Origin of the sequence: Marinobacter nitratireducens (assembly GCF_000708045.1) — a bacterium.
GTDB lineage: Bacteria > Pseudomonadota > Gammaproteobacteria > Pseudomonadales > Oleiphilaceae > Marinobacter > Marinobacter nitratireducens.
This window is the reverse complement of sequence record NZ_ANIE01000008.1, coordinates 30,252-54,750: the sequence shown is the minus strand read 5'-3', so window position 1 is coordinate 54,750 and position 24,499 is coordinate 30,252. Positions and strand designations below refer to the sequence as shown.

Genomic DNA, 24,499 nt, shown 5'->3' with positions numbered 1-24,499 from the left:
CGCTATAGAAATAATGACTGATATTCCTAAAATGCGTGGCCTGATATGACAATCCCTTAACGTTTTCAAGGACACAGGCTGCAAATGACCCAGACCGATCTCGTCTTCCAGAGTTATGGCCGATGCTGCCGCAAGGATGAATTCTTTGTGGATTTCTACGACTTCTTCATGTCCAGTTCTGAGGCTATTCGCAACCGTTTCGTTAAAACAGACATGGCAGCCCAAAGGCACCTGCTTCGTAACGGTGTCATGCAACTGATTCTGGTTGCCCGTGGTATGTCCGATCGTAAGCTGCGTGACCTCGGCACCAGCCACAACAGGCACAATTACGATATCGATCCGAGTTGGTATGAGCTGTGGTTGAATGCGTTGGTGAAAACGGTTCGAATGCACGACCCTGAATTTTCGCCTGAGCTGGGAGAGGCCTGGCGAGATGTAATGAAGCCGGGCATTGAGCTGATTCGCGGCGCCTACTGACCGCCATCGTGATTCACGACTGCATGGCAGGATCGTGGTGTGTGCCCCAGACAAACTGTTCGGCCCAGGCCAGCGCGTCCGGAAGGGGAAGCGGCCTGCTGTAGAGGTAACCCTGGGCACTCTCGCATCCCAGCTCTATTAACCGCGCCTCTACCGCTGGATGCTCGATGCCCTCGGCGACAACGCGACGTTTGAAGCTGTGCGACAGCTTCAGAATCGCCTCGACGATCATGCCGTCGTCTCCATCGAGCATGTCACTGACAAACGAGCGATCAATCTTGATTTCCTGAACGTCCAGCTTTCGGAAATGATTGAGCGAGGAGTAGCCGGTACCGAAGTCATCAAGGGCAATGTCCACGCCCTGACTCCGGCAGAACGAGAGGTTTTCCAGCACTCGGTCGATATCATCCAGTGCTGTGGTTTCCAGCACTTCAAGGATCAGTCGCGAGCGGACTTCCCGGTTACAGGGTCCGAGAATGTCTCGTATATCGCTCTGGAACTGATCGCTGAGGAAGTGTGAGGGGCTCAGGTTGACGCTCAGGGTATAGGGCACGCCCTGGCTGACAAAGCGTTTGATCTCGCTGACTGCGGTGTTGAGGACGAAAAGCCCGAGTGCCCGTGCATGCTCCGTATACTCAATGTGCTCCAGAAAATGCGCCGGCGACAAAAGGCCCTCGTCGGGGTGGTGCCATCGGATCAGTGCTTCGAATCCATCCACACGCCCATTCTGCAGGCTCAGCCTTGGTTGATAGAAAAGCTCGAGCTGGTTTTCTTCAAGTGCTGACTCGATCTGTTCGAGTACCCGGACCCGTTCCTTGCGGCTGAGGTGACTTTCCACATCGAACAGCTTGTACCGGTTTTTGCCGGATTCCTTGGCAGCGTACATGGCCTGGTCCGCGTGGCGAAGCAGCAAGTCGGCGTCTACGTTATCCTCCGGGTAGATCGCGACGCCCATACTCGCCGACAGCTGCAGAACGTAGTGCTGAAAACTGATGGGCTGGCGGATGACCTCCAGCAATCGGTTGTAGACTCGGGGGTCCTCGACGTCGCGGAGGATGGCCACAAACTCGTCACCGCCGAGCCGTGCGATCAGGTCATGACCCCGAACCGCTTCTTTCAGTCGCTGGGAGACGCCCTTGAGCACGGCGTCACCGACGGCGTGGCCGTGTTCATCATTGATGGACTTGAAACCATCCAGATCGATAAAGCAGACGGTAACGCTGCCTTTCCGCTGGTCGGCCTCGTAGAGTTCCTGTTCAAACAGATCGGTCAGGCGTCGACGGTTAGGGAGACCGGTGAGAGCATCGTAATTCGCTGCCTTTTCCAGCTTTTTTTGGTTCTCGCGCTTTTCCTGATAGAGCTGTTTGCGTTCAATCAGATTGCCGACGGTGTGCAGTAGAGGCCTCATTTCGTCAGCCATGCGCGCATCGTAACCGCCAATCCGGTTAGCCAATCCAACCAGCCCGATCAGTTGATCGCCGGAGAACACAGGGATGCCCATGTAGCTCTCAATGGTGGGATGACCGGCGGGAACGCCACCGCTTCTCGGGTCGTTACTCAAGTCGTCGGATATCACCACATCACCAGTTTCGATGGGTTTCCCGAGCAGGTTCTCAAGGTTTTCGAAGACCATGCCCCGCCGCTCGACCTCTTGATAGAGCCCCTGGGTTTGCGGGTTCCAGGCGATGTTGGTGATCGAACAGATCTTCAGGAATGGGGTGTTGTCCGGTCTCCTGAGTACCTCTCCGATGAGCCCGAATTCACTGCCGGTCAGGCCGAGAAAATCCGACAGCATCTGTTCGAAGGCGGCCCGTTCATGGCTGCTGGTAAGGAACACATTCTGAGCACGATGAATCGCGCGTCCGAGCTGGGAAACCTCAATGTATTCAGAATCATCGTTTGCGATGAAGGCCCGTTCAAGCTCATCTTCAATGATGGATGCCAGGTTACGCAGAACATCGAGTTCAATTTCGGAAACGTTGCGGGGTTTATCGTCGATGATGCATAGACTGCCAATCTTAAAGCCCCCCGGCTCCCGTACTGGCTGCCCAGCGTAGAACCGGATGTGCGGTTCGCCAGTGACATACGGATTGCGACGGAATCGGGGATCGGCGTGGGCATCCTCGACGATCAGAACCTTATCCTGACGAATGGTGTAATCGCAGAATGCAAACTCCCGGGCGGTCTCGGGGATGGCCATCCCTTGTCGGGACTTGAACCATTGCCTCTCCTCATCAACGATGGAGAAGAGAGCGATTTTTACCTGGTAGTACTGACGGGCAATGCGGGTCAGGCGTTCAAAGCGTTCCTCCGGAGGTGTGTCCAACAATCCCAGGCGCTGGATGGCGGAAAGCCTTTGTTTTTCGCTGAATTGCGAAGTCATCGACTTCCTCCGGGGCTAGTGTGGTCATTTGAATCTTACCACCAACTCATGCAGACCGGCGGTAATCTTCTCCATGTCCGCCACACTGTCTGTGGATTCCTGGCCTTTGATCAGATTGTCGGAAGCCAGTTGGGATATGTTATCCACCTGCTCATTGATCTGATCCGAAACCTGCGATTGCTCCTCCACCGCTGCCGCCATCTGCGTTGCCATTTCGGCGATGGTGCCGACATTTTCGGCGATATCGTTCAGCGTCTGTTCTGCGGTCAGCATCTTTTCCAGACCGGAGTCCGCCGCCAGTTTGCCTTCCTCTGCCTTGTCTACCGATTGCTGGGAACTGCTCAGCAGTGCCTCGACAATGCCCTGAATTTCGCTGGTGGAGTCCCGTGTCCGTTTGGCCAGCCCCCGAACCTCTTCTGCCACGACGGCAAAGCCGCGCCCATGTTCGCCAGCACGGGCGGCCTCGATAGCCGCGTTGAGCGCCAACAGGTTGGTCTGATCGGCAATGTCCTCAATGATTTTCGCGGCAGATACGATCTCCCCCGTCTGTTGGGAAAGCGACTGGACCGCGTCACCAATGGCATGAACGGACTGTTTGAGGGAATCGATGGCCTCCCGGGTTTCCATGACCACGGTTCGGCCTTCGTCAGAAAAGGACCGTGCCCCTTCGGCCCGTTCCGCCGTTCGCTGAACATTGGAAGAGACTTCAGCAATGGTTTGCGACATTTCGTGCACCGCCGCCGCCACCTGTTCAATTTCCGACTGCTGCTGGCGCAGGGTGTCCTGGGATTCCATGCTGGCCCTCGCGCTGCGGGAAGACGCTTCCTTCATTTCCTCGGAAGAATCTTCAATTCGGGTCAGCACCGCGTCCAGGTGAGCCTGTTGCGACAGCACGGCTACCCGAATCCGGCCCAGCGCGAGATCGTCATCGGTGTAGCTTCTGGCGGCCAGGTCGTCGGTAAAGCTTCGGGACAGCTCCTGACTGATTTCTTTCAGGGTTCTGCTGCGGAAATAGTAGTTCCAGGCACCATAAACAACGACATCCGTAACCAGCACAATTTCCGCAAAGGTCCTGAATCCGGCGAGGAATGCGATGACGGAGATGAGTACCACCGCAATGGAAAAAATCATGCTGTAATCAAGTTTTTTCCAGAATGGCATTGTGTTCTTGCCGGCCCGGATCTTGGCGTACAGCGCCTCGGCCCGGGCCACGTCTTCACGTCTTGGGCAGGAGCGGACGGATTCATAGCCAACCACCTCGCCGCTGTCGGTGACCGGTGTGACATAGGCACTGACCCAGTAGTAATCGCCATTCTTGCAGCGGTTCTTGACCAGCCCCATCCAGGGCTCACCGGCCTTCAGGTGTGCCCACATGTTTTCATAGGCCTCTGGCGGCATGTCCGGATGCCGCACGATGTTATGAGGCTGACCAATCAGTTCGTCGCGGGAAAAGCCGCTGATATCCACAAACGCCTGATTGCAATGCTGTATCTTGCCGCGGAGGTCGGTGGATGAGATCAGTTTCTTGCCGGGCGGAAATGGTTGTTCTTTATCGGTAACCGGTAGGTTTTTTCGCACGGTGACTCCCTGGTTATGTTCTTCTTATAACGTAATCGTAGGCCAGGAATTCCGGTTGTCTCTATAAAATAGGGGTATTTTTTAGACAGGTTTTGAATATGCAATGACATTGAGCGCAAAAAATGAAAATAACGCCAACCTTCTGCGAGCCTGCATGCGAAAACCTCTTTGAGATTGACGGGAGTCATTTGGGGGAAACGGAAACCCTCTATACTGATCGTATGTAAGCTAACAACAGGCTTGGCCTGTTTACTTGTCAGGGAAGATGTATGTCTGAAACACCTCAAGGTATTCGCCTTAAACTCTCGGTGGTTGTCGCTATCGTCGCCTTGCTGGCGGTTATCGGCTGGCAGTTTCTGCCGGGCAACGGAGGCTTGCCCGAGAACATTGCCTCGGGCAATGGTCGTATTGAAGCGACGGAAGTGGATATTGCCACCCGGATTCCAGGACGCCTCGAATCGTTTTATGTCGAAGAGGGGGATCTGATAGACGCCGGTGCTGCTGTCGCTACGATGGATACCGACGAGTTGGATGCCCGGTTGGCATCTGCCGAGGCAAATCTTCATCAGGCCGAGGAAGCAAAGCGGTTGGCGCAAGCGATTGTCGCCCAGCGCAAAAGTGAGCAACGCCTGGCCCACTCGGAACTCGCCAGGGTCTCGGCCTTGATGGACAAAGGACACGTGTCCCGTGATCAGCTTGATCGGTCGGAAACAGCGTCAGAGACGGCCGATGCGGCACTGCAGGCGGCGCAGGTGCAGGTCGCCTCGGCACAGGCGGGGATCGAGGCCGCAGAGGCCAGCATTCGCCAGATCGAAACCAGCATCAACGACAGCCACCTGACAAGTCCTGTGGGTGGCAGGGTACTCTACCGGCTGGCTGAGCCCGGTGAAGTGCTCGCCTCGGGGGGCAAGGTTGCCACCATACTGGAGGTCACCGACGTCTACATGACCATATTCCTCCCCACGGCCCAGGCTGGGCGGGTGACGGTTGGTTCGGAGGCCCGGATTGTTCTCGATGCGGTGCCGGACTACGTGGTTCCTGCCGAGGTGAGCTTTGTGGCGGCGGATGCCCAGTTCACTCCCAAATCCGTAGAGACCCGAAGCGAGCGGGAAAAGCTGATGTTCCGGGTGCGGATCCGTCTGAATCCCCAATTACTGGAAGCCTATCGGGATCGGGTCAAAACCGGAGTACCCGGCGAGGCGTATGTGCGGCTGGATGACGCCCTCCCCTGGCCGGAAAGCCTCCAGGTAAATCTGCCCAATGGATGATGTGGTCGCCCGGCTGGACGGAGTCAGCCATCACTACGGTTCCCGCATTGCCCTGAAGGATGTGTCCCTTGGACTTCCGGCAGGGTGCATGGTGGGTTTGATCGGGCCGGATGGAGTGGGTAAGTCCACGTTACTCGCGCTGGTCTCCGGAGCCAGAGAGCTGCAACAGGGTAGCCTGGTGGTATTTGGTGGCGATATGGCCAGGCCCCGCTATCGCGACCGGGTCTCTCCCCGTATCGCCTATATGCCTCAGGGCCTGGGGGGCAACCTTTATCACACCCTGACCGTCGACGAGAACATCGATTTTTTTGCCGATCTTTTTGGTCTGACGGGCCCATCCCGGGCAGGGCAGATTCAGCGTTTGCTGGATGCTACGGGACTCATGGCATTTCGCGATCGACCTGCGGGTAAACTGTCTGGCGGTATGAAGCAGAAGCTCGGGCTGTGTTGCGCTCTTATCCATAACCCGGACCTGCTGATTCTTGACGAACCCACCACTGGTGTTGATCCTCTGTCGCGTAAGCGGTTCTGGGATCTCATTGAGACTATCCGCGCTCAGCAACCGGGTATGAGTGTGGTGGTAGCTACAGCCTACATGGAGGAGGCGGAGCGTTTCGACTGGCTGGTGGCGATGGACGGCGGTGAAGTACTGGCAACGGGTTCCCCGGGAGCGTTGCGCAGTCGGACCGGAACCGCCACTCTGGATGATGCTTTTATTGCCTTGTTGCCAGAGAATCGCGATGACAGGGAGCTGACCGGCGAAGCGTCCGTTGCCGGCTTTGATGTCGGGTCGGACTCGCAGGCCGTGCCAGCCATTGAGGCGAAGAACCTGACCCAGCGATTTGGTGATTTCACCGCGGTCCGGGACGTCAGCTTCTCCATTCGCAAAGGCGAAATCTTCGGGTTCCTGGGGTCCAATGGTTGTGGCAAGACAACGACCATGAAGATGCTTACCGGGCTGCTCACGCCCACTGAAGGTGACGTTGCCCTGTTCGGCGCGCCCCTCAATGCCCGGGATCTGGCTACCCGCTCCCGGGTTGGCTACATGTCCCAATCCTTTTCCCTCTATGGGGAACTGACCGTGCGTCAGAACCTGAACCTGCACGCCCGCCTCTTTCATCTGCCAAAACAGCGTATAGAAGCGCGGATTCAGGAGCTGGTTCAGGATTTTGACCTGGCCGACGTCATGGATCAGCTTGCCGGTGCACTGCCTCTGGGCGTGCGGCAACGGCTGTCGCTGGCGGTTGCTGTGGTTCACTCACCGGAACTGTTGATTCTGGATGAGCCCACATCGGGTGTGGACCCTGGAGCACGAAATCGTTTCTGGACGATGCTCCAGCGGCTGTCCCGGCAAGACGGCGTCACCATTTTCATTTCCACTCACTTCATGAATGAAGGCGAGCGCTGCGACCGCATTTCGCTGATGCATGCTGGAGAAGTTCTGGCCTGTGACACCCCGCAAGCCCTGATTGAGCATTGCTCTGGTGACAGTCTCGAAGTGGCCTTTATGGAAACGCTGGAGGCGGTGAATCAGGAGCCGGAAAAAACCGGGGATGGCGTGGTCCTTGAGGCTACCCGCAGCCAGCCCGTGTCTCGCCGATTCAGCCCTCGCCGTCTCTGGGCCTATGGCCGACGGGAAGCCAGAGAGCTGTTACGGGATCCAATCCGCATGGCCTTTGCGTTTCTGGGTTCGGCATTGCTGATGCTGATCCTGGGGTACGGCATCACGATGGACGTGGAGGACTTGCCCTTTGCGGTTCTGGATCAGGACCAGACGCCCCAGAGCCGGGATTATGTAACGGCTTTCTCCGGTTCTCGTTATTTTGTGGAACAGACGCCGATCGCCAGCATGGAGGCACTCGATGAACGCATGCGCTCAGGCGATATCAGCCTTGCGATCATCATACCTCCGGGCTTTGGCAAGGACCTGAAGCGGGGCCGGGATACCGAGATCGGCGTCTGGGTCGACGGCGCCATGCCGTTTCGGGGCGAGACGATTCAGGGGTATGTGCAGGGATTGCACTACAGCTATCTGATGGAGCTGTTTCAGCGGACATACGGTGTGGCGCCCAGCCTGAGCCTGGTGGATGTCCAGGACCGATACCGCTACAACCAGGATTTCCGGAGCCTGGATGCCATGGTGCCTGCAGTCATTCCGATTCTGTTGATTTTCATCCCCGCGATTCTGATGGCTCTGGGTATCGTGCGTGAGAAAGAGTTGGGTTCAATCACCAACCTCTACGTGACTCCCGTGACGCGGCTTGAGTTTCTGCTGGGAAAGCAACTGCCCTACATTGCCTTTAGCATGGTGAGCTATGTCAGCCTCGTTGTCCTCGCGATTCTGGTGTTCGAGGTGCCCCTGAAAGGTGGCTTGCCCACCCTCACCCTCGCTGCGCTGTTGTTTGTCACTGCGACCACCGGCCTGGGCCAGGTTATTTCGGCGTTCGCCTCGACTCAGATAGCGGCACTTGCGGCTACCGCGATACTGACTATTTTGCCGACGGTCCAGTTCTCGGGAATGACTGAGCCGGTCTCATCCCTGGATGGTGCGGCGGCGCTGATCGGTCAATTCTGGCCTGCGACCTGGTTTCTGCAGATTAGCCGGGGTGTCTTCACCAAGGGGCTCTCCTTTTCGGATATGCACAGGGATTTCCTGACCTTGGCCGCGTTCTTACCGGTGCTGACCCTGCTGTCGGTTACCCTGCTCCGGAAACAGGGGCGCTGATCATGGAGTCACTCGGAAATATCTGGAACCTCGGCCTAAAGGAGTTGTTCAGTCTCTGGCGTGACAAGGTTCTGCTGGTGTTCGTTCTGGTCGCTTTTACCTTCATGGTTTATACCGCCGGTTCCGCGGGCTCCATGGAGCTTCACAATGCCCCGATTGCGGTCGTGGACGAGGACCAGACCGTACTGTCCGGCAGGATTATCAATTCCTTGCAGCAGCCCTGGTTCATGGCGCCGGAGCTGGTTCGGTTCGATCAGATTGATCAATTGCTGGACAAAGGTTCACACACGTTTGCACTGGTCATCCCGGCGGATTTCGAACGGGACGTCCGCCAGGGTAAGCCCGTTAGTGTGCAGCTCGATATCGATGCAACCCGTATGACCCAGGCCTTTATCGGAGCTGGCTATATCGAGCGGTTCATCACCTCGGAGGTGGCGGAGTTCCTGGCGCCGGGAAGTTCAACGGCCGAGCTCCCGGTGAATCTGGTTAGTCACATCAGTTTCAACCCGAACCTGAATGGCACCTGGTTCGGGGGGGTAATGGAGCTGATCACCCAGATCACCATGATCAGTATCATCCTGACCGGTGCTGCACTGATTCGTGAACGCGAGCATGGCACGGTGGAGCACTTGATGGTGATGCCGCTGCGGCCTTTCGAGATCATGGCCGCCAAGGTCTGGGCCAACGGGATCGTGGTCATGCTGGCGGCGACACTGTCGGTTACCCTGGTTATCCAGGAGTGGCTTGCCGTTCCGGTCCGCGGGTCGGTTGCGCTGTTTCTGCTCGGGGCCCTGATACACCTGTTCTCGACCACCGCGATTGGTGTCCTCATTGGCACCGTGGCCCGTACCATGCCGCAGTTCGGCCTGTTGCTGATTCTCACCATCCTGCCGCTGCAGCTGCTTTCCGGCGGCATCACGCCAAGAGAGAGTATGCCCCAGCTGGTTCAGGACATTATGTTGGCTGCGCCAACGACTCATTTTGTGAGTATGGCACAGGCGATTTTATACCGCGGCGCGGGGCTGGATGTGGTCTGGCCACAGATGTTGGCGCTGGCAGCGATTGGAGCGGTGTTTTTCGGTACGGCGCTGATGTTGTTTCGCAGGCATTTGGCAATCTGACAGAAAATGGACTGAAAGCGTCTGCTGGATTGCTATCGGATATAAAGGGAGAAGCGGGAGAGGTTTGGTCGGCGTGGCAGGATTTGAACCTGCGACCCCTTCGTCCCGAACGAAGTGCGCTACCAAGCTGCGCCACACGCCGAACAACGGCCGGTATTATACGGATTCGCGCCTGCTTTGCCACCCCCTTTTTACCCATCGGAATTCAAAAGCATGGCCCTTGATTGGGGTAAGTCATGGCGTTTGCCAGGCGGGGAGTTGGGAATCCTTCTGAAAAGGTGTATAACAGCGCCGTGGCAGCGCGGGTGGCGATAACGTTGTCACCTGATGCCTTTGCTGTGAACGGGAGCTTGGCCTGTTGTGAATGTCTTGCCCATCGTACAGATCCTGGGGTTCCTGCTGATATTGCTCAGCTTCCTGATGACGTTGCCGGTGAATCTCCTGGTTTTCGGCGAAACGCCGGACTGGCGGGCTTTTGTGTGGTCCGCGGCGATCTGCTTTGTGACCGGCCTCGTTGCCCTGCTTGCTGTGGGGCGCAAGAAGCATGCGCTCAGGCAACGCCAGATGTTCATGCTCACGGTCTCCGCCTGGGTCGTTATTCCGCTGTTTTCCAGCCTGCCCCTGTTGCTCAGTGATCTCAGGCTGACCGTGACCGATGCATTCTTCGAGAGCATCTCCGGTGTCACCACAACCGGCTCCACCATCCTCACCGAGCTGGACAACATGCCGTCGGACATCCTGCTCTGGCGCTCGATCATGCAGTGGATGGGCGGTATTGGCATCATCGGGATGGCGGTTGCCATTCTGCCATTCCTTCGCATTGGTGGTATGCGTCTGTTTGCCACCGAATCCTCCGAGTGGAACGAAAAAGTCGTACCTCGCACCAACAGCCTGGCTCGAAGTCTGGTGGTGATCTATCTCGGGCTGACCTTGAGCTGTATCCTCGTCTACTGGGTGTTGGGGATGAATTTCTTCGAGGCCCTGAATCACGCCTTGACCACGGTCTCGACCGGGGGATATTCCACCTCTGACAGTTCCATGGGCCAATTCGGCTCCCATGCCATACTGGTTGCTTCAAGCGTGTTCATGGCGCTTGGCAGCATGCCCTTTTTCCTTTTCGTGCGCTTTATTCATGGCCAGCGTCAGCCGTTGCTGCGGGATCAGCAGGTGCGCTTTTTCCTGTTCATGCTGGTGATCATTGCCCTGATGTTGACGGTATATCGGGTAGTCCGGGATGATGCAGATGCCCTTGATGCCTTCGTGCACGGGCTGTTCAATGTCACCTCCGTTGTCACTACCACCGGTTATGCCTCCACCGATTACTCCCTGTGGGGACCATTTGCCGTGGTGGTCTTCCTGTTTATTACTTTTGTTGGGGGCTGTTCCGGTTCCACGTCCGGCGGCATGAAGATCTTCCGCTTCCAGTTGTCCATGCTGCTGCTGAGGGAACAGGTCCGGCGACTCCTGCATCCCCATGCGATCTTTGCCCGAAACTACAATGGTCGGGTGATCGGAGACGACATTGTGGCCTCCAGCGTCGCGTTCTCATTTATTTTTCTGGCTACCCTGGCGTTTGTCACGGCCATTCTGGGCATGCTCGGGCTCGACCTGATCACCAGTCTTTCTGGCGCTGCCACCGCGCTGACCAATGTCGGACCCGGCCTTGGCGACATCATTGGGCCAGCGGGCAATTTTGAGACCCTGCCCGATGCGGCCAAATGGGTATTGATGGGCACAATGATTCTGGGGCGGCTTGAATTGCTGAGTGTTCTGGTGATGCTGTCCCCGGATTTCTGGCGCAGCTAGGAACGAGGTGATCTCAGAGCTGGGCTTTGATTACCCAGTCAGCAAAGCCGGCAAGGTTATCGAAAATCCGCACACCCTTAATGGGACGGGCGTCCAGATGACGCTCGGTATCCTGGCCATTGCCGGTGCGAACCAGGACCGGCTGGCACCCTGCTGAATCAGCGGCTTCCAGATCTTTCCGGCTATCCCCCACCATGATGGCGCCGGCCAGTGACGCCAGATGGAAATGCTCGCGAATCTGCCTGAGCAGCCCGGTCATGGGCTTGCGGCAGTCGCACTGGTCATCCGGATGGTGTGGGCAATAGGTGATGAAATCGATACAGCCACCGGCCGCTTCCACCAGCTTCGCCATTTTGTCGTGCATGGCATCCAGTTCGTCGGTGTCGTAATAACCCCGGCCGATACCCGACTGGTTGGTGGCAATGGCGATTCGGTGGCCGGCGATGCAAAGCCGGGCTACCGCGTCGATGCTGCCGGGAATGGGGTGCCATTCGTCGGCGGAGCAGATGTAGTTACCATCGTACTCGTTAATGACCCCGTCCCGGTCGAGGATGATCAGCATCGCGCTCTGGTAGCCCCGTTTACTTGCCTTAGCTGGCGGTTGGCAGCAGGGAAATGTCAGCGACCCGCAGGAACAGGTTGCGCAGACGGTTCAACAGTGCCAGACGGTTGTTGCGGATGGCTTCGTCGTCCGCCATGACCATGACCGCGTCAAAGAAGTTATCCACAGGTTCCCGAAGACCGGCCAGGGAACTCAGGGCACTGGCGTAGTCGCCCTGCTCGAACAGTGGCAGTACCTTGGCAGCCTGCTGCTCGACCTGCTCTGCCAGGGTTTTCTCTTCCGCGTCCTGAAGCAGGCTGTCGTTCACGGCTTCACCAATCTGGTCGCCACCCTGCTTGGTCAGGATGTTGGACACCCGCTTGTTGGCTGCGGCCAAGGCCAGAGCCTCCGGCAATTGTCGGAAAGCTTCAACGGCCTTGACCCGACGGTCGAAGTCCAGCGGACGGGTCGGACGGCGGGCATGAACGGCCAGGTAGACTTCGGCGCCGATACCCTGCTCGTCGTAGTGGGCACGGAACCGCTCCAGCATATAGTCGACCACGGTATTGGCGACATTCGCTTCGGTGATCGCCGAGTGCTCTTCGGCTGCCCATTCACAGAGGGTTTGCAGGTCCAGCGGCAACTCACGCTCGATGATGATGCGCAGCACGCCCAGGGACGCGCGGCGCAGGGCGAACGGGTCCCGGGTGCCCGAGGGTGGCTGGTTGATGCCGAATAGGCCAACCAGGGAATCGATCCGGTCGGCAATGGCGACGGCACAGCCGGTCAGGGTGGTGGGCAGCTCATCACCTGCGAAGCGCGGCATGTACTGTTCGTTCAGGGCCTTGGCGACATCAGCGGGCTCGCCATCGTTGGTGGCGTAGTACTGGCCCATGATGCCCTGGAGATCGGTGAACTCCAGCACCATTTCGGTACACAGGTCGGTCTTGGCCAGCATGCCGGCGCGGTTAGCCAGTTCCGGCTCACTGCCAATGGCCGAAGCGATCTTGCTGGCCAGGGCGGCAACGCGGACGGATTTGTCGTACAGGCTGCCCAGCTTTTCCTGGAACACGATTGGCTTGAGCTGATCGATGCGATCTTCCAGACGGCTCTTGCGGTCGGTTTCGTAGAAGAAGGCGGCGTCGGACAGGCGCGGCCGGATCACCTTCTCGTTACCGGAGATGACCTGGGACGGGTCCTTGCTCTCGATATTGGCCACGGTGATGAACAGCGGCATCATGTCGCCATCAGCGGAAACCACGTGGAAGTACTTCTGGTGCTCCTTCATGGAGGAGATCAGGGCCTCTGCCGGTACGTCCAGGAAGCGGTCCTCGAACCGACCCATCAGGGGAACCGGCCACTCGTTCAGGGCGGTCACTTCGTCCAGCAGATCTTCGTCGATGACGGCCTTGCCCTTCGCTTCAGCCTCTGCCAGCTCGGTGACGCCCTGGCGGATGATCTCGCGGCGCTCGGCAAAGTCGGCAACCACATAGCCTTCCTGGCGCAGCACGACTTCGTAGTCATTGGGTGTCGGCACGATCAGGGATTTCGGACAGTGGAAACGGTGGCCCCGGGTTTTATTGCCCGGGGTCAGGCCGATGATCGGGGTATCGATCACGGTGTTGCCGAACAGCATGATGGCCCAGTGTACCGGACGAACGAACTCGGTGCGGTGGGCGCCCCAGCGCATGCGCTTGGGAATTGGCAGGGCCGCCAGGGACTGTTCGACCAGTTCCGGCATCAGTTCCACCGTTGGTTTACCCTGTTCAACGGTTCGATAGACCACCCAGGCACCCTTGTCGGTTTCCAGGGTGTCGAGCTGATCCGGGGTGACGCCCAGGGAGGTGGCAAAGCCGGTCAGTGCGCGGGTCGGATTACCGGCGTCATCAAAGGCCGCCTTGACCGCAGGGCCGCGTTTCTCCACCGGCTTGTCCGGCTGGGCGTCGGCCAGGTCACGAATCCGGACCGCCAGGCGGCGTGGTGCGGCAAACGCATCGACCTTGCCGAATTCGATACCGGCCTCTTCCAGACCTTTGATAATGCCCTGGGTAAACGCATCAGACAGCGGCTTGAGCGCTTTAGGAGGCAGCTCTTCGGTGCCCAGTTCGACCAGAAAATCCTGTGTAGCCATGGTTATGCCTTCCCCTGTTCCTGCTGTGCCGTCTTTGCTTTCTTGCCTTTCTTCTTGCTGTTCGCCTTGGCGTCAGCGGCTTCCGCTGCGGCCAGTACTTCCTTGCGCAAGGCGTCGGGCGCCAGCGGGAAGCCGAGTTTGCGACGGCTGTCGAAGTAGGCCTGAGCCACGGCTCGGGCCAGCGTACGGACACGAAGGATGAAACGCTGACGCTCGGTCACGGAAATGGCGTGGCGGGCATCCAGCAGGTTGAAGGTATGGGAAGCTTTCAATACCTGCTCGTAGGCCGGCAGTGGCAGGCCGGCTTCAATCAGGCGGGCGCTTTCGCGCTCATGCACATCAAAGCTGTGGAACAGGAACTCGGTGTCGGCCTGCTCGAAGTTGTAGGTGGACATCTCCACCTCGTTCTGGTGAAAGACGTCGCCGTAGGTCACCACGCCATCCGGGCCGTTGGTCCACACCAGGTCGTAGACGCTGTCGACGCCCTGCAGGTACATGGCGATTCGCTCAAGACCGTAGGTCAGCTCGCCGGTGACCGGGTAGCATTCCAAACCGCCCACCTGCTGGAAGTAGGTGAACTGGGTGACTTCCATGCCGTTGAGCCAGATTTCCCAGCCCAGCCCCCAGGCGCCCAGGGTCGGAGATTCCCAGTTGTCTTCGACAAAGCGGATGTCGTGAACCAGTGGATCCAGGCCCAGAGCGCGCAGGGAATCCAGGTACAATTCCTGGATGTTGTCCGGAGACGGCTTCAGGACCACCTGGAACTGATAGTAGTGTTGCAGGCGGTTGGGGTTTTCACCGTAACGACCGTCGGTAGGACGGCGGCTGGGCTGAACGTAGGCCGCGTTCCAGGTTTCCGGACCAATTGCCCGCAGGAAGGTAGCAGGATGGAAGGTACCGGCACCCACCTCCATATCCAGGGGCTGGAGTACCACGCAGCCGTGCTGCGCCCAGAAATTCTGCAGAGCCAGGATCAGACCCTGGAAGGTCTTGATATCCGGCGCGGAGTTGTTCGTTGCCTTGTCTGTCACGACGATTGCCTGCTGATTCAGTCTGTGTGTGGCGCCCCGCTATTCCCCTCGGGACACTCCGAAAAAACGCGCATTATACGCTTGCCAAAGCGGTATTTCTAAGTGCTCTTCATGGTTTTGATTTTGAACTAGAAGAAAGCCAGGCCCACCTGGAACAGTTTCTCCACATCCCGGATCCGGGATTTATCCACAAGGAACAGGATCAGATGATCGTCCGGCTGTACCCGAAGATGATCGTGGGCGATCAGCACTTCGCTGTGGCGGACGATGGCGCCAATGGTGGTCCCTTCCGGCAGGTTGATTTCATCCAGCCGCTTGCCGACCACTTTCGAGGATCGGTGATCGCCATGGGCGATTGCCTCAATGGCTTCCGCCGCGCCCCGGCGCAGTGAGTGCACGTTGACGATATCGCCCCGGCGAACGTGGGTCAGAAGACTGCCAATGGTGGTCTGCTGCGGTGAGATGGCGACGTCGATGTCACCGCCCTGAATCAGGTCCACGTAGTCCGGGTTGTTGATCAGGGTCAGGACCTTGCGGGCGCCCAGGCGCTTGGCCAGGAGTGACGCCATGATATTGGCTTCGTCGTCGTTGGTGACGGCACAGAACACATCGGTGTTCTCGATGTTCTCTTCCAGCAGGATGTCCTTGTTGGCAGCATTGCCTTCGAGTACCACGGTCTTGCGCAGGCGTTCGGAGAGCATCACGCAGCGCTCATGGTCCCGTTCCAGCAGCTTGACCTGATAGCGGTTTTCCAGGGTATTGGCCAACCGGAAACCAATGTTGCCGCCGCCGCAAATGAATATGCGCTTGTAGGGCTTGGCCAGGGGCTGGAGTTCGCTCATCACCGAGCGGATATGATCGGATGCGGCGATAAAGAATACTTCGTCGCCGTCCTCGATGACGGTATCACCCTGGGGCATGATGGCCCGGTCTTTCCGGAAAATCGCGGCCACCCGGGTATCGATCCGGGGCATGTGGGTACGCAGGTGGGACAGCTCCTGTCCGACCAGCGGCCCGCCCTTGGTTGCCCGCAGTGCCACCAGCCGTGCCAGCCCCTTGGAGAATTCCAGCACCTGGAGTGTGCCCGGAAATTCGATCAGCCGGGTGATGTGTTTGGTCACCAGGTGCTCTGGACTGATCAGAACGTCGATGGGGAAGCCCCGGAGGCTGTCGAGATCCTTGGCCTGTTCGCGCTGGTAGAACAGCTCGGATTTGGCGAGGTAGGCGTTGGCCCGGACCCGGCAGATGGTGGTCGGGGTCTTGAACAGCAGCTTGGTGACCTGGCAGGCCACCATGTTGGTCTCGTCGCTGTTGGTAACGGCAATGACCATGTCAGCGTCTTCGGCCCCGGCTTCCCGCAGAATGTTCGGGTAAGAGGCGGGACCGTGCATCGTGCGTATGTCCAGACTGTCCTGCAACTCCCGGAGGCGAACACTGTCACTGTCCACCACGGTGATGTCATTGGCTTCGTTGGCGAGGTTTTCCGCCAGGGTTCCACCCACCTGGCCGGCTCCGAGAATCAGGATCTTCATGGTTCAGGTTTCTCCAATACGGCGTAGAAAAAGCCGTCATGGCTGTCTGGGTCAGGGAACAGCTGCCGACCTGCCCCCATATCCCGCCCCCATTGAACGTCGGGTTCAACGAGCCGGGCGTTGTCCTGCTGCTTCAGGAATCGCTGGATTATACGGTGATTTTCCTGCGGGAACACCGAGCAGGTGGCATAGACTAGCCGGCCTCCGGGCTTGAGGATGGACCACATGGCATCAAGCAATCCCAGCTGAATACCGGCCAGAGGGACGATGTCTGATTCTCTGCGCAACAGCTTGATGTCCGGGTGGCGGCGAACCACGCCCGTGGCGCTGCAGGGAACGTCCAACAGAATCCGGTCGAAGGCCTCGCCGTCCCACCAGCTGTCTGTATCGGCTGCGTCGGCTTGGGTCAGGGTGGCATCGAGGTCAAGTCGATCCAGATTCTCCTGAACCCGGGGCAGTCGATCGGCCGATTCGTCAATGGCCACAACTTCTTCCAGCTCGCTGCAGGCCTCCAGCAGGGCGCAGGTTTTGCCACCGGGCGCCGCGCAGGCATCCAGTACCCTTTGCCCGGGGGCCAGATCCAGAAGACCGGTGGAGAGCTGGGCGGCCTCGTCCTGAACACTGACGGCACCGTCCGCAAACCAGGGGAGCCGATCCACAGGCACGGGATGTTCAAGCTGGATGCCCATCGGGGCGTACGCCGTCGGCCTGGCGACAATACCGGCTTCGTCCAGAAGTAACAGATATTGATCGCGGGTAAAGCGGCGGGCATTTACCCGAAGTGTCATCGGCGCCTGAGCGTTATTGGCTTCCAGAATCTGCTGCCAGTCGTCGGGCCAGTTATGTTTGAGTTTTTCCAGCATCCACTCGGGATGGCTGAAGCGACAGGCATCGTCGGCCGATTCGGGGGCGCCCTCTCTTTCTGCCGAACGCAGGACGCCGTTGACCAGCCCGGTCAGGTGCGGTTTGTTCAGGGCCCGGCAGGCCTCGACGGATTCATTCAGTACCGCGTAACTGGCTTGCTGGCTGAAGCGCAGCTGGAACAGGGCCACCAGCATCAGATGATGAACCGCGCGGTCGGTTTTGCGCAGCGGTTTTTTGAGCCGGCCCAGCAGTTCTCCTTCCAGACGGTGATACCAGCGGCAGGTGCCGTAGCACAGAGCCTGCAGCACAGGCCGATCGTTGGCGGGCAGTTTCGCCAATGCTGGTGGCAGGCACTGGGACAGGGACTGACCGTTTTCAACGGCCATCAGCACGTTGGCCGCCAGTGCCCTGAGAGGGAGCGGCTGCTGGCCCATCAGTGTAGCTCCTGCCCGGGTAACAACACCTGCTTACCGCCGTTGATGAGGTCGTTGACGCTCTGGGCGCGGGACCCGGGCAACTGCACGCGGGTCAGGCGAAGCACCCCGTCACCGCAGGCGACATCAATGCCGTCGCGGTCCCGTCGCAAGACGGTGCCTGCCGGTTTGCTGCTGGACTCATCCAGAGGCTGTGCTTCGTGTATTCGAACTCGTTGCTGCTCCAGATCGGTGTAAGTGCCGGGCCAGGGGTTGAAGGCGCGAACCAGCCGGCTGATGGCGTTGGCCCCCTGGTTCCAGTCGATGTGGCCTTCCTCTTTGCTCAGTTTGTGCGCATAGCAGGCCTGATCGTCATCCTGAGCTTCGCCGACAAGATCACCGTTCTCCATTTGCGCCAGTGCATCGACGATGGCTCTTCCGCCCATGTCGGCGAGGCGGTCATGCAGGCTGCCGCCGGTGTCCTCCGGGGCAATCGGGGTGCTGGCTTTCAGCAGCATGTCGCCGGTATCGAGGCCTACGTCCATCTGCATGATGGTGATGCCGGTTTCTTCGTCGCCGGCGGCAATGGCCCGTTGAATAGGGGCGGCGCCGCGCCACCGCGGCAGCAATGACGCGTGGATATTGAGGCAACCGCGAGCGGGCGTGTCCAGTACCGCCTTGGGCAGGATCAGACCATAGGCGGCAACGATCATGACATCGGCGTTGAGTTCGGCAAGTTGCTGACGCGCTTCTTCGGATTTGAAGTTTTCCGGTTGGAATACCGGGATGCCCGCATCCAGTGCAACTTGTTTGACGGGGCTGGGCATCAGTTTGCGGCCTCGGCCAGCGGGGCGATCAGGCTGGGAGTAGACGCCCACAAGGGTGTGGTGGGTATCCAGCAGGGCTTTCAGGGCGGTGGCAGCAAAATCCGGGGTGCCGGCAAAAACGAGTCGCACGGTGTTGAGGTCTCTGTTTCGTTGAATACGAAAAGACCGGGTTTAAAACCCGGTCCAGATTCTGGTTTGTGGCCCTGGCGGCCAGGGTCAGGCGCTCTTCTTGTGCAGTTTCTCCAGTTTCTTTCGAATCCGGTTCCGCTTGAGTGAGCTCAGGTAATCCACAAACAGCTTGCCGTTCAGGTGATCCATTTCATGCTGGATGCACACGGCCAGCAGGCCGGTGGCTTCGAGCTCGAAGGGCTTGCCGTCACGATCCAGCGCGCGGATCTTGCAATGCTCGACCCGCTCCACGTCCTCGTAGAAGCCGGGCACCGACAGGCAACCTTCCTGCATGGCTTCGTAGTCGCCATCCAGAACTTCAATTTCGGGATTGATGAAAACCCGGGGCTCGTTCTTGTCCTCGGACAGATCCATAACAATGATCTGCTTGTGAACGTTGACCTGGGTGGCCGCCAGCCCGATACCCGGCGCATCGTACATGGTCTCGAACATGTCGTCGATCAGCGTGCGGATGTCGTCTGTCACCTCTTCAACAGGCTTGGCGATGGTGCGAAGACGGGGGTCCGGGTATTCGAGAATTTCTAGTATCATAAGGCTCGTACTTTAAGTGACCTGTGTGACGAATGATCGGCGTTACGGTTTGTTTCCGGTGTAACATTCTGAAAGCGCGTGAAGGCGATCACTAAAATGCGATCACGTACTGCGCAAAAATTCGCCCGTTACTTATGATAATCGGGGCGATGCCGCAGTATTCAAGGCATTCAGGCCGATCTCAATGCTGCCTACCATTATCCAATAATTCACCGATTGAGTACAAACTGATCAGTCGATAGTTAAAATCTTTCGTTGGCAGGATAGAATTTACTGGAAGAACAAAAGATAACATCACAAATTCCGGGACTTCTTCTATAGTATCAGGAATTACAACGTAATAAGCTGCAGGTTAGTCAGGCTGCATTCCAACAGATTTCACAGATTCAAGGCACGCGATCAAGGACTTACACAATGAGGAAACTGCTGTACGCTCTGGCAGCAACAACGCTGCTGATTACATCCTGGGCCCAGGCTGCGCCGGAACTGCGGGCCGATCATCCTGAGCGTTACACTGTCGTGAAGGGTGACACCCTGTGGGACATTTCAGGCCGTTTTCTGAATAACCCCTGGTATTGGCCCGAAATCTGGCATGTTAACCCGCAGGTTGCCAACCCCCACCTGATCTACCCAGGTGATCGTCTGGCCCTGGTATACATTGACGGTAAGCCCCGTGTAACCAAGGTGGCCTCCAGCGATGTGGTGAAACTGTCTCCTCAGGTTCGTTCCGAGCCGATCGACACCCCCATTCCTGCGATCCCACTGGATGCCATCAGCAGTTTCCTGACAGATATCCGTATTGTCTCCCCCGAGGAGCTTTCCGGCGCGCCCTACGTGCTTGAGGGTGAGGACGGTCGCATCATCACCGGTGCCGGAGATCGTATCTACGCTCGTGGTGAGAAGCCGGCGGACAAGGTCGGCATCTTCCGTCGCACCCGTGAATTCCGCGATCCGGATACCGGCGAGTTCCTCGGTCTGGAAGCCCGGAGTATCGGTGCGGGCAAGGTCACTGCAGAAAATGGCGATGTGCTGACTCTGAGTCTGACCAAGTCCAATCAGGAAATCCGTATCGGTGATCGTCTGTTGACCAACATCGATCGCCCGATCGCCACCAGCTTTATGCCCAGCTCGCCAGACGAGCAGGTGGAAGGCGAGATGATCGCCGTCGACGGTGGCGTGACCCAGATCGGCCAGTTCGATGTGGTGGCTATCAACCGCGGCGAGCGCGAAGGCCTGAAGTCCGGAAACGTGATGGCGGTCATGAAGGCCGGCAACATGGTGCGTGACCCGATCACCGGTGAAACCATTGAGCTGCCCTCCGAGCGTGCAGGCCTGATGATGGTGTTCCAGGTCTATGACAAGATGAGCTACGGTCTGATCCTGCAGGCAACCCGTCCGCTGGCTGTTGGCGACAAGGTAACCAACCCCTGACCGATCCCTGATACAGGGCGTTCAGATAGTGATAGTGGCCGGACCAGGAAGGTCCGGCCTTTTGCGTTTTCAAGGAAGAGATTGTGACAAGTGCCTCCCCATCGCTGGCGGTCCGTGGCTCCGCCGACGTTCTGAACAACCCGGCCGCCCCATGGGTGCTGTTGGCGAACCTGCCGAAGTTCGGCATCCGGCGGCGCCAGGCCGTGCTCTCGGAAGCCACCGATCTATCCGACCTGTTGACCATGAATCCGGCGACCCTGAGAGCGCTGGGGCTGCTGTCGGAGACGATAACCGCCGTGCTTGCCTGGCAGAGCCGGGATCTCGGACACCCCCTGATCGCCAGAACCGCTGCGATTCTCGATGCCTGCAATCAGCAGGGCATCGGTCTCGTTCCGTGGCCGGACCGGCACTACCCGGAAGCGCTGCGCCACATCCACGATGCACCACTGGTGCTCTATTCCCGGGGCGATACCTCGCTGCTGCTCCTGGATCAGATCGGGATGGTGGGGAGCCGGAACGCGACGCGCGCGGGTCTTGAGCTTGCCCGACGGTTTGCCGCCGAACTCAGCAAACGCGACCTGCTGGTGACCAGCGGGCTGGCACTGGGTATTGACGGTGCCGCCCATGCCGGCGCCCTGGACGCGGGGTATCCCACGCTGGCGGTGATCGGTTGTGGGCTTGATCGGATTTACCCGTCGCAGCACCGGCGACTCGGGGACCGGGTCATTGATCAGGGGCTGCTGATTTCGGAATACCCGCCCGGAGCACCGGCCCGTGCGGCGCACTTCCCACAGAGAAACCGGATCATCAGTGGCCTCAGCCGGGGAGTGCTGGTGGTGGAGGCCGGACTCAAGAGTGGCTCACTGATCACCGCCCGCATGGCGCTGGAGCAGGGCCGCGAAGTGTTTGCCATTCCCGGATCGGTGCACAGTCCGGTGGCGCGGGGCTGCCACCACCTGATCAAGCAGGGGGCCCGGCTGGTTGAAACCGTGGACGATATCCTAGAAGAACTGGGTACCTGGTGGTCATTGCACCCGGGGAATGAGTCGAGTGAATCCGGCCCGGAACCATTGGTTGACACCCCATCCATCCTGGCGGGACTGGATAGCCGGGAAATCGCGGTGTACGAGGCTTTAGGGTATGATCCTCAGTCAACCGATGCATTGGGTTCAGCGACCGGCTTGCCTGCCGATCAGCTGATGCAGGCACTGTTGCTTCTGGAGTTGCAGGGATTGGTCAGCAGCGTTCCGGGAGGCTATCAGCGAATCGCCTGAGCCGGTGCATTATCAACCGATTGGTGTCTGACGATATTCCTATGAGTGCTCCCCGCCCGCTTACTGACTGGCAACTGCATTGTGCCCGCCGCACCCTTCTCGGTGGCGGCGTTATCGCCTACCCCACTGAGGCTGTGTGGGGTCTGGGCTGTGATCCCTGGGATCAGGAGGCTGTTGAACGCATTCTGGACCTGAAGGACCGGCCGATGGAAAAAGGCATGATCCTGGTGGCGTCTTCCGTGGCGCAGATTGATTTCCTGCTTGAGCCGCTTTCTGCTGAATTGAAGGACAGGGCCCTGAGCCATTGGCCGGGGCCTGTGACCTGCCTGTTGCCGGATGTGCGGGAGCAGATTCCCGAGTGGGTCCGTGGTAGCCACAGTTCCATCGCGGTTCGGGTCAGCGAACATCCGGTGGTTCGTGCCCTGTGTGAGACGGCGGGCATGCCCTTGGTATCCACCTCCTGCAACCCGGCCGGCCGGCAGCCTGCCCGCCACATCTGGCAGGTGCGCGGCTATTTTGGTGATCAACTGGACTGGATCGTGCCCGGGGCGCTGGGGGGCAACCGTAAACCGAGTCGCATCATCGATATCGCCACTGGCCGGCAGCTACGCTAGGAGAGTTCATGTCACAGCAACCCGACATTCAAGCCGTAAAAGACTACCTGCTGGGCCTGCAGGATCGTATTTGCAGCCGCCTGGAAGCCGTGGACGGAGAAGGCGTCTTTATCCGTGACGCGTGGGACCGACCGGAAGGCGGTGGCGGAGTCAGCCGCGTCATCGCTGATGGAAGGGTCATTGAAAAAGGTGGTGTGAACTTCTCTCACGTGATGGGCGACACCATGCCAGCCTCCGCGACGGCCCATCGCCCTCACCTGGCGGGTGCGCCCTGGCAGGCCATGGGGGTCTCACTGGTCATTCATCCCAACAATCCCTACGTGCCCACCTCCCACGCCAATGTCCGGTTCTTTATTGCCACACCAAAAGACAGTGCTCCGGTGTACTGGTTCGGTGGTGGCTATGACCTGACCCCCTATTACGGATTTGAGGAAGACTGTGTCGAATGGCATCGCACTGCCAAGGCGGCCTGCGATCCTTTCGGAGCCGATACCTATAACCGCTTCAAGGCCTGGTGCGACGACTACTTTTACCTGAAACATCGGGATGAGCCCCGTGGCGTCGGCGGACTGTTCTTCGATGATCACAACACAGGTGATTTCGAGCAGGATTTCGGGCTGATGCAGTCGGTCGGTAACAGCTATATTGAAGCGTATGAGCCGATTGTACGGCGCCGGATGGATGTGGCCTTTGGCGAGCGCGAGCGTGAGTTCCAGCTTTATCGCCGGGGGCGGTACGTGGAGTTCAACCTGGTCTATGACCGGGGAACCCTGTTCGGCCTGCAGTCTGGCGGCCGTACTGAATCCATCCTGATGTCCCTGCCACCGCTGGTGCGCTGGGACTACAACCGGGTGCCCGAACCGGGAACGGAAGAAGCCCGCCTGACGGACTACTTCCTGACCGGTCGGGACTGGCTGGAGGGCAGCAATGAGTAACGAGCTCTATGCGGTAGTTGGTCACCCGATCAGCCACAGCAAATCCCCACGCATTCACAGCCTGTTTGCGAGTCAGACCGGTGAGGCCATCGAGTACACCGCGATCCAGGCCCCGATGGACGATTTTGAAGGCACGGTACGCCAGTTTTTCGAGCGCGGAGGCAAAGGGCTGAATGTCACGGTGCCGTTCAAGGAACAGGCCTGGGAATTGGCGGGAAAGCGCACGCAACGGGCTGAAAAAGCCGGCGCCTCCAATACCCTGTACTACGATGAGGATGGCGTACTCACCGCTGACAATACCGATGGGCAGGGGCTGGTCCGCGATCTTGTAGACAACCACGGTGTAGACCTGGGCAGTGCCCGCATCCTTGTGCTCGGTGCCGGTGGCGCGGTAAGAGGTGTGATCGGGCCGATTCTGGCCCGGCAGCCGGCATCAGTCACCATTGCTAATCGTACCGTGAGCAAAGCCGCCGCGCTGGTCTCCCTGTTTGCCGATGAGGCCGGTGCGACCGAGTTGTCTGCCTGTGGCTTCGAGCAACCGGATGTGCCGTTCGATGTGATCATCAATGGGACCAGCGCCAGCCTGCAGGGAGACTTGCCGCCGCTGTCGACAAATGTGATTGACGATCACACCGTCGTTTACGACATGATGTACTCTTTAACCACCACCACGTTCAATCAGTGGGCACTGGACCATGGTGCTACGCGGGTGTTTGATGGCCTTGGCATGTTGGTGGAACAGGCTGCGGAATCCTTTCGGGTCTGGCGGGGCGTGACACCGGAGACCGCTCCGGTGATTAACGAACTTCGTAACGATTGAGGGCGTAA

Annotated in this window: 19 protein-coding genes and 1 tRNA gene; 10 read left to right on the top strand and 10 right to left on the bottom strand. The window is 58.7% G+C overall.

Translation table 11 applies throughout. The features are described 5' to 3' along the window. Positions 1 to 84: 84 nt before the first annotated feature. Entirely contained in the window at positions 85 to 477 is a 393-nt protein-coding gene (locus D777_RS13790) for a globin (protein WP_036133255.1), read from the top strand. Between the two features lie 13 nt (positions 478 to 490). Here the strand turns inward: D777_RS13790 and D777_RS13785 are convergent, their stop codons facing one another. Together D777_RS13785 and D777_RS13780 are read right to left on the bottom strand one after the other, a co-directional pair. Continuing rightward, complete coding sequence (locus D777_RS13785) at positions 491 to 2,860, bottom strand: bifunctional diguanylate cyclase/phosphodiesterase (protein ID WP_036133253.1); 2,370 nt, start codon at positions 2,858 to 2,860, stop codon at positions 491 to 493. A 24-nt stretch (positions 2,861 to 2,884) separates the two neighbouring features. Continuing rightward, positions 2,885 to 4,438 (bottom strand): methyl-accepting chemotaxis protein, encoded by a 1,554-nt coding sequence (locus D777_RS13780; protein ID WP_036133251.1) that lies wholly within the window; start codon positions 4,436 to 4,438, stop codon positions 2,885 to 2,887. 269 nt (positions 4,439 to 4,707) lie between these two features. Here D777_RS13780 and D777_RS13775 point away from each other — a divergent pair, with 269 nt between their 5' ends. The 3 genes from D777_RS13775 to D777_RS13765 are packed head-to-tail and all read left to right on the top strand — an operon-like array spanning position 4,708 to position 9,552. Then, entirely contained in the window at positions 4,708 to 5,706 is a 999-nt protein-coding gene (locus D777_RS13775; protein ID WP_036133249.1) for an HlyD family secretion protein, read from the top strand. Continuing rightward, a complete protein-coding gene (gene rbbA / locus D777_RS13770; protein WP_036133248.1) occupies positions 5,699 to 8,431 on the top strand; it encodes a ribosome-associated ATPase/putative transporter RbbA in 2,733 nt (910 codons plus the stop codon). The genes D777_RS13775 and rbbA overlap by 8 nt, the downstream gene beginning before the upstream one ends. Before the next feature lie 2 nt (positions 8,432 to 8,433). Further along, positions 8,434 to 9,552: an ABC transporter permease gene (locus D777_RS13765; RefSeq protein ID WP_036133246.1), complete on the top strand. Its 1,119-nt coding sequence runs from the start codon at positions 8,434 to 8,436 to the stop codon at positions 9,550 to 9,552. 65 nt (positions 9,553 to 9,617) lie between these two features. Here D777_RS13765 and D777_RS13760 read toward each other — a convergent pair. Next, positions 9,618 to 9,694, bottom strand: a tRNA-Pro gene (locus D777_RS13760). 218 nt (positions 9,695 to 9,912) lie between these two features. On the opposite strand from D777_RS13760, the gene D777_RS13755 reads away from it, so the two are divergent. Continuing rightward, on the top strand, positions 9,913 to 11,358 hold the full coding sequence (locus D777_RS13755; RefSeq protein ID WP_319802605.1) for a TrkH family potassium uptake protein: 1,446 nt from the start codon (positions 9,913 to 9,915) through the stop codon (positions 11,356 to 11,358). A gap of 13 nt (positions 11,359 to 11,371) precedes the next feature. Here the strand turns inward: D777_RS13755 and gmhB are convergent, their stop codons facing one another. From gmhB to def, 7 genes are all read right to left on the bottom strand, one after another. Next, positions 11,372 to 11,920: a D-glycero-beta-D-manno-heptose 1,7-bisphosphate 7-phosphatase gene (gene gmhB / locus D777_RS13750; RefSeq protein WP_036133243.1), complete on the bottom strand. Its 549-nt coding sequence runs from the start codon at positions 11,918 to 11,920 to the stop codon at positions 11,372 to 11,374. A gap of 28 nt (positions 11,921 to 11,948) precedes the next feature. After that, on the bottom strand, positions 11,949 to 14,030 hold the full coding sequence (gene glyS / locus D777_RS13745) for a glycine--tRNA ligase subunit beta (protein WP_036133242.1): 2,082 nt from the start codon (positions 14,028 to 14,030) through the stop codon (positions 11,949 to 11,951). Positions 14,031 to 14,032: 2 nt separating this feature from the next. Next, entirely contained in the window at positions 14,033 to 15,061 is a 1,029-nt protein-coding gene (gene glyQ, locus D777_RS13740) for a glycine--tRNA ligase subunit alpha (protein ID WP_036133239.1), read from the bottom strand. A gap of 128 nt (positions 15,062 to 15,189) precedes the next feature. Further along, positions 15,190 to 16,593 (bottom strand): Trk system potassium transporter TrkA, encoded by a 1,404-nt coding sequence (gene trkA, locus D777_RS13735; RefSeq protein WP_036133237.1) that lies wholly within the window; start codon positions 16,591 to 16,593, stop codon positions 15,190 to 15,192. Next, on the bottom strand, positions 16,590 to 17,891 hold the full coding sequence (gene rsmB, locus D777_RS13730; RefSeq protein WP_036133234.1) for a 16S rRNA (cytosine(967)-C(5))-methyltransferase RsmB: 1,302 nt from the start codon (positions 17,889 to 17,891) through the stop codon (positions 16,590 to 16,592). Before rsmB ends, trkA begins: the two co-directional genes overlap by 4 nt. Further along, positions 17,891 to 18,826 carry a methionyl-tRNA formyltransferase gene (gene fmt, locus D777_RS13725; RefSeq protein ID WP_036133232.1) on the bottom strand — a complete coding sequence of 312 codons (936 nt, stop codon included), beginning with the start codon at positions 18,824 to 18,826 and terminating at the stop codon, positions 17,891 to 17,893. Before fmt ends, rsmB begins: the two co-directional genes overlap by 1 nt. A gap of 87 nt (positions 18,827 to 18,913) precedes the next feature. Continuing rightward, on the bottom strand, positions 18,914 to 19,417 hold the full coding sequence (def, locus tag D777_RS13720; RefSeq protein WP_036133230.1) for a peptide deformylase: 504 nt from the start codon (positions 19,415 to 19,417) through the stop codon (positions 18,914 to 18,916). 414 nt (positions 19,418 to 19,831) lie between these two features. Here def and D777_RS13715 point away from each other — a divergent pair, with 414 nt between their 5' ends. From D777_RS13715 to aroE, 5 genes are all read left to right on the top strand, one after another. After that, a complete protein-coding gene (locus tag D777_RS13715; RefSeq protein ID WP_036133228.1) occupies positions 19,832 to 20,848 on the top strand; it encodes a LysM peptidoglycan-binding domain-containing protein in 1,017 nt (338 codons plus the stop codon). Between the two features lie 83 nt (positions 20,849 to 20,931). Beyond that, on the top strand, positions 20,932 to 22,122 hold the full coding sequence (gene dprA / locus D777_RS13710; RefSeq protein ID WP_201443378.1) for a DNA-processing protein DprA: 1,191 nt from the start codon (positions 20,932 to 20,934) through the stop codon (positions 22,120 to 22,122). Positions 22,123 to 22,163: 41 nt separating this feature from the next. After that, a complete protein-coding gene (locus D777_RS13705; RefSeq protein WP_036133226.1) occupies positions 22,164 to 22,736 on the top strand; it encodes an L-threonylcarbamoyladenylate synthase in 573 nt (190 codons plus the stop codon). An 8-nt stretch (positions 22,737 to 22,744) separates the two neighbouring features. Then, on the top strand, positions 22,745 to 23,671 hold the full coding sequence (gene hemF / locus D777_RS13700) for an oxygen-dependent coproporphyrinogen oxidase (RefSeq protein WP_036133224.1): 927 nt from the start codon (positions 22,745 to 22,747) through the stop codon (positions 23,669 to 23,671). Then, positions 23,664 to 24,491, top strand: coding sequence for a shikimate dehydrogenase (aroE, locus tag D777_RS13695; protein ID WP_036133222.1), 828 nt, complete (start codon positions 23,664 to 23,666; stop codon positions 24,489 to 24,491). The genes hemF and aroE overlap by 8 nt, the downstream gene beginning before the upstream one ends. Positions 24,492 to 24,499 lie beyond the last annotated feature (8 nt).

Excerpts from the sequence above, each read along its gene's own strand:
- aroE (WP_036133222.1), top strand. The coding sequence starts at position 23,664 with ATGAGTAACGAGCTCTATGCGGTAGTTGGTCACCCGATCAGCCACAGC.
- D777_RS13705 (WP_036133226.1), top strand. The coding sequence starts at position 22,164 with ATGAGTGCTCCCCGCCCGCTTACTGACTGGCAACTGCATTGTGCCCGC.
- D777_RS13765 (WP_036133246.1), top strand. The coding sequence starts at position 8,434 with ATGGAGTCACTCGGAAATATCTGGAACCTCGGCCTAAAGGAGTTGTTC.
- rbbA (WP_036133248.1), top strand. The coding sequence starts at position 5,699 with ATGGATGATGTGGTCGCCCGGCTGGACGGAGTCAGCCATCACTACGGT.
- D777_RS13775 (WP_036133249.1), top strand. The coding sequence starts at position 4,708 with ATGTCTGAAACACCTCAAGGTATTCGCCTTAAACTCTCGGTGGTTGTC.
- D777_RS13715 (WP_036133228.1), top strand. The coding sequence starts at position 19,832 with ATGAGGAAACTGCTGTACGCTCTGGCAGCAACAACGCTGCTGATTACA.
- D777_RS13785 (WP_036133253.1), bottom strand. The coding sequence starts at position 2,860 with ATGACTTCGCAATTCAGCGAAAAACAAAGGCTTTCCGCCATCCAGCGC.
- hemF (WP_036133224.1), top strand. The coding sequence starts at position 22,745 with ATGTCACAGCAACCCGACATTCAAGCCGTAAAAGACTACCTGCTGGGC.
- gmhB (WP_036133243.1), bottom strand. The coding sequence starts at position 11,920 with ATGCTGATCATCCTCGACCGGGACGGGGTCATTAACGAGTACGATGGT.
- def (WP_036133230.1), bottom strand. The coding sequence starts at position 19,417 with ATGATACTAGAAATTCTCGAATACCCGGACCCCCGTCTTCGCACCATC.
- rsmB (WP_036133234.1), bottom strand. The coding sequence starts at position 17,891 with ATGGGCCAGCAGCCGCTCCCTCTCAGGGCACTGGCGGCCAACGTGCTG.
- trkA (WP_036133237.1), bottom strand. The coding sequence starts at position 16,593 with ATGAAGATCCTGATTCTCGGAGCCGGCCAGGTGGGTGGAACCCTGGCG.
- glyS (WP_036133242.1), bottom strand. The coding sequence starts at position 14,030 with ATGGCTACACAGGATTTTCTGGTCGAACTGGGCACCGAAGAGCTGCCT.
- D777_RS13790 (WP_036133255.1), top strand. The coding sequence starts at position 85 with ATGACCCAGACCGATCTCGTCTTCCAGAGTTATGGCCGATGCTGCCGC.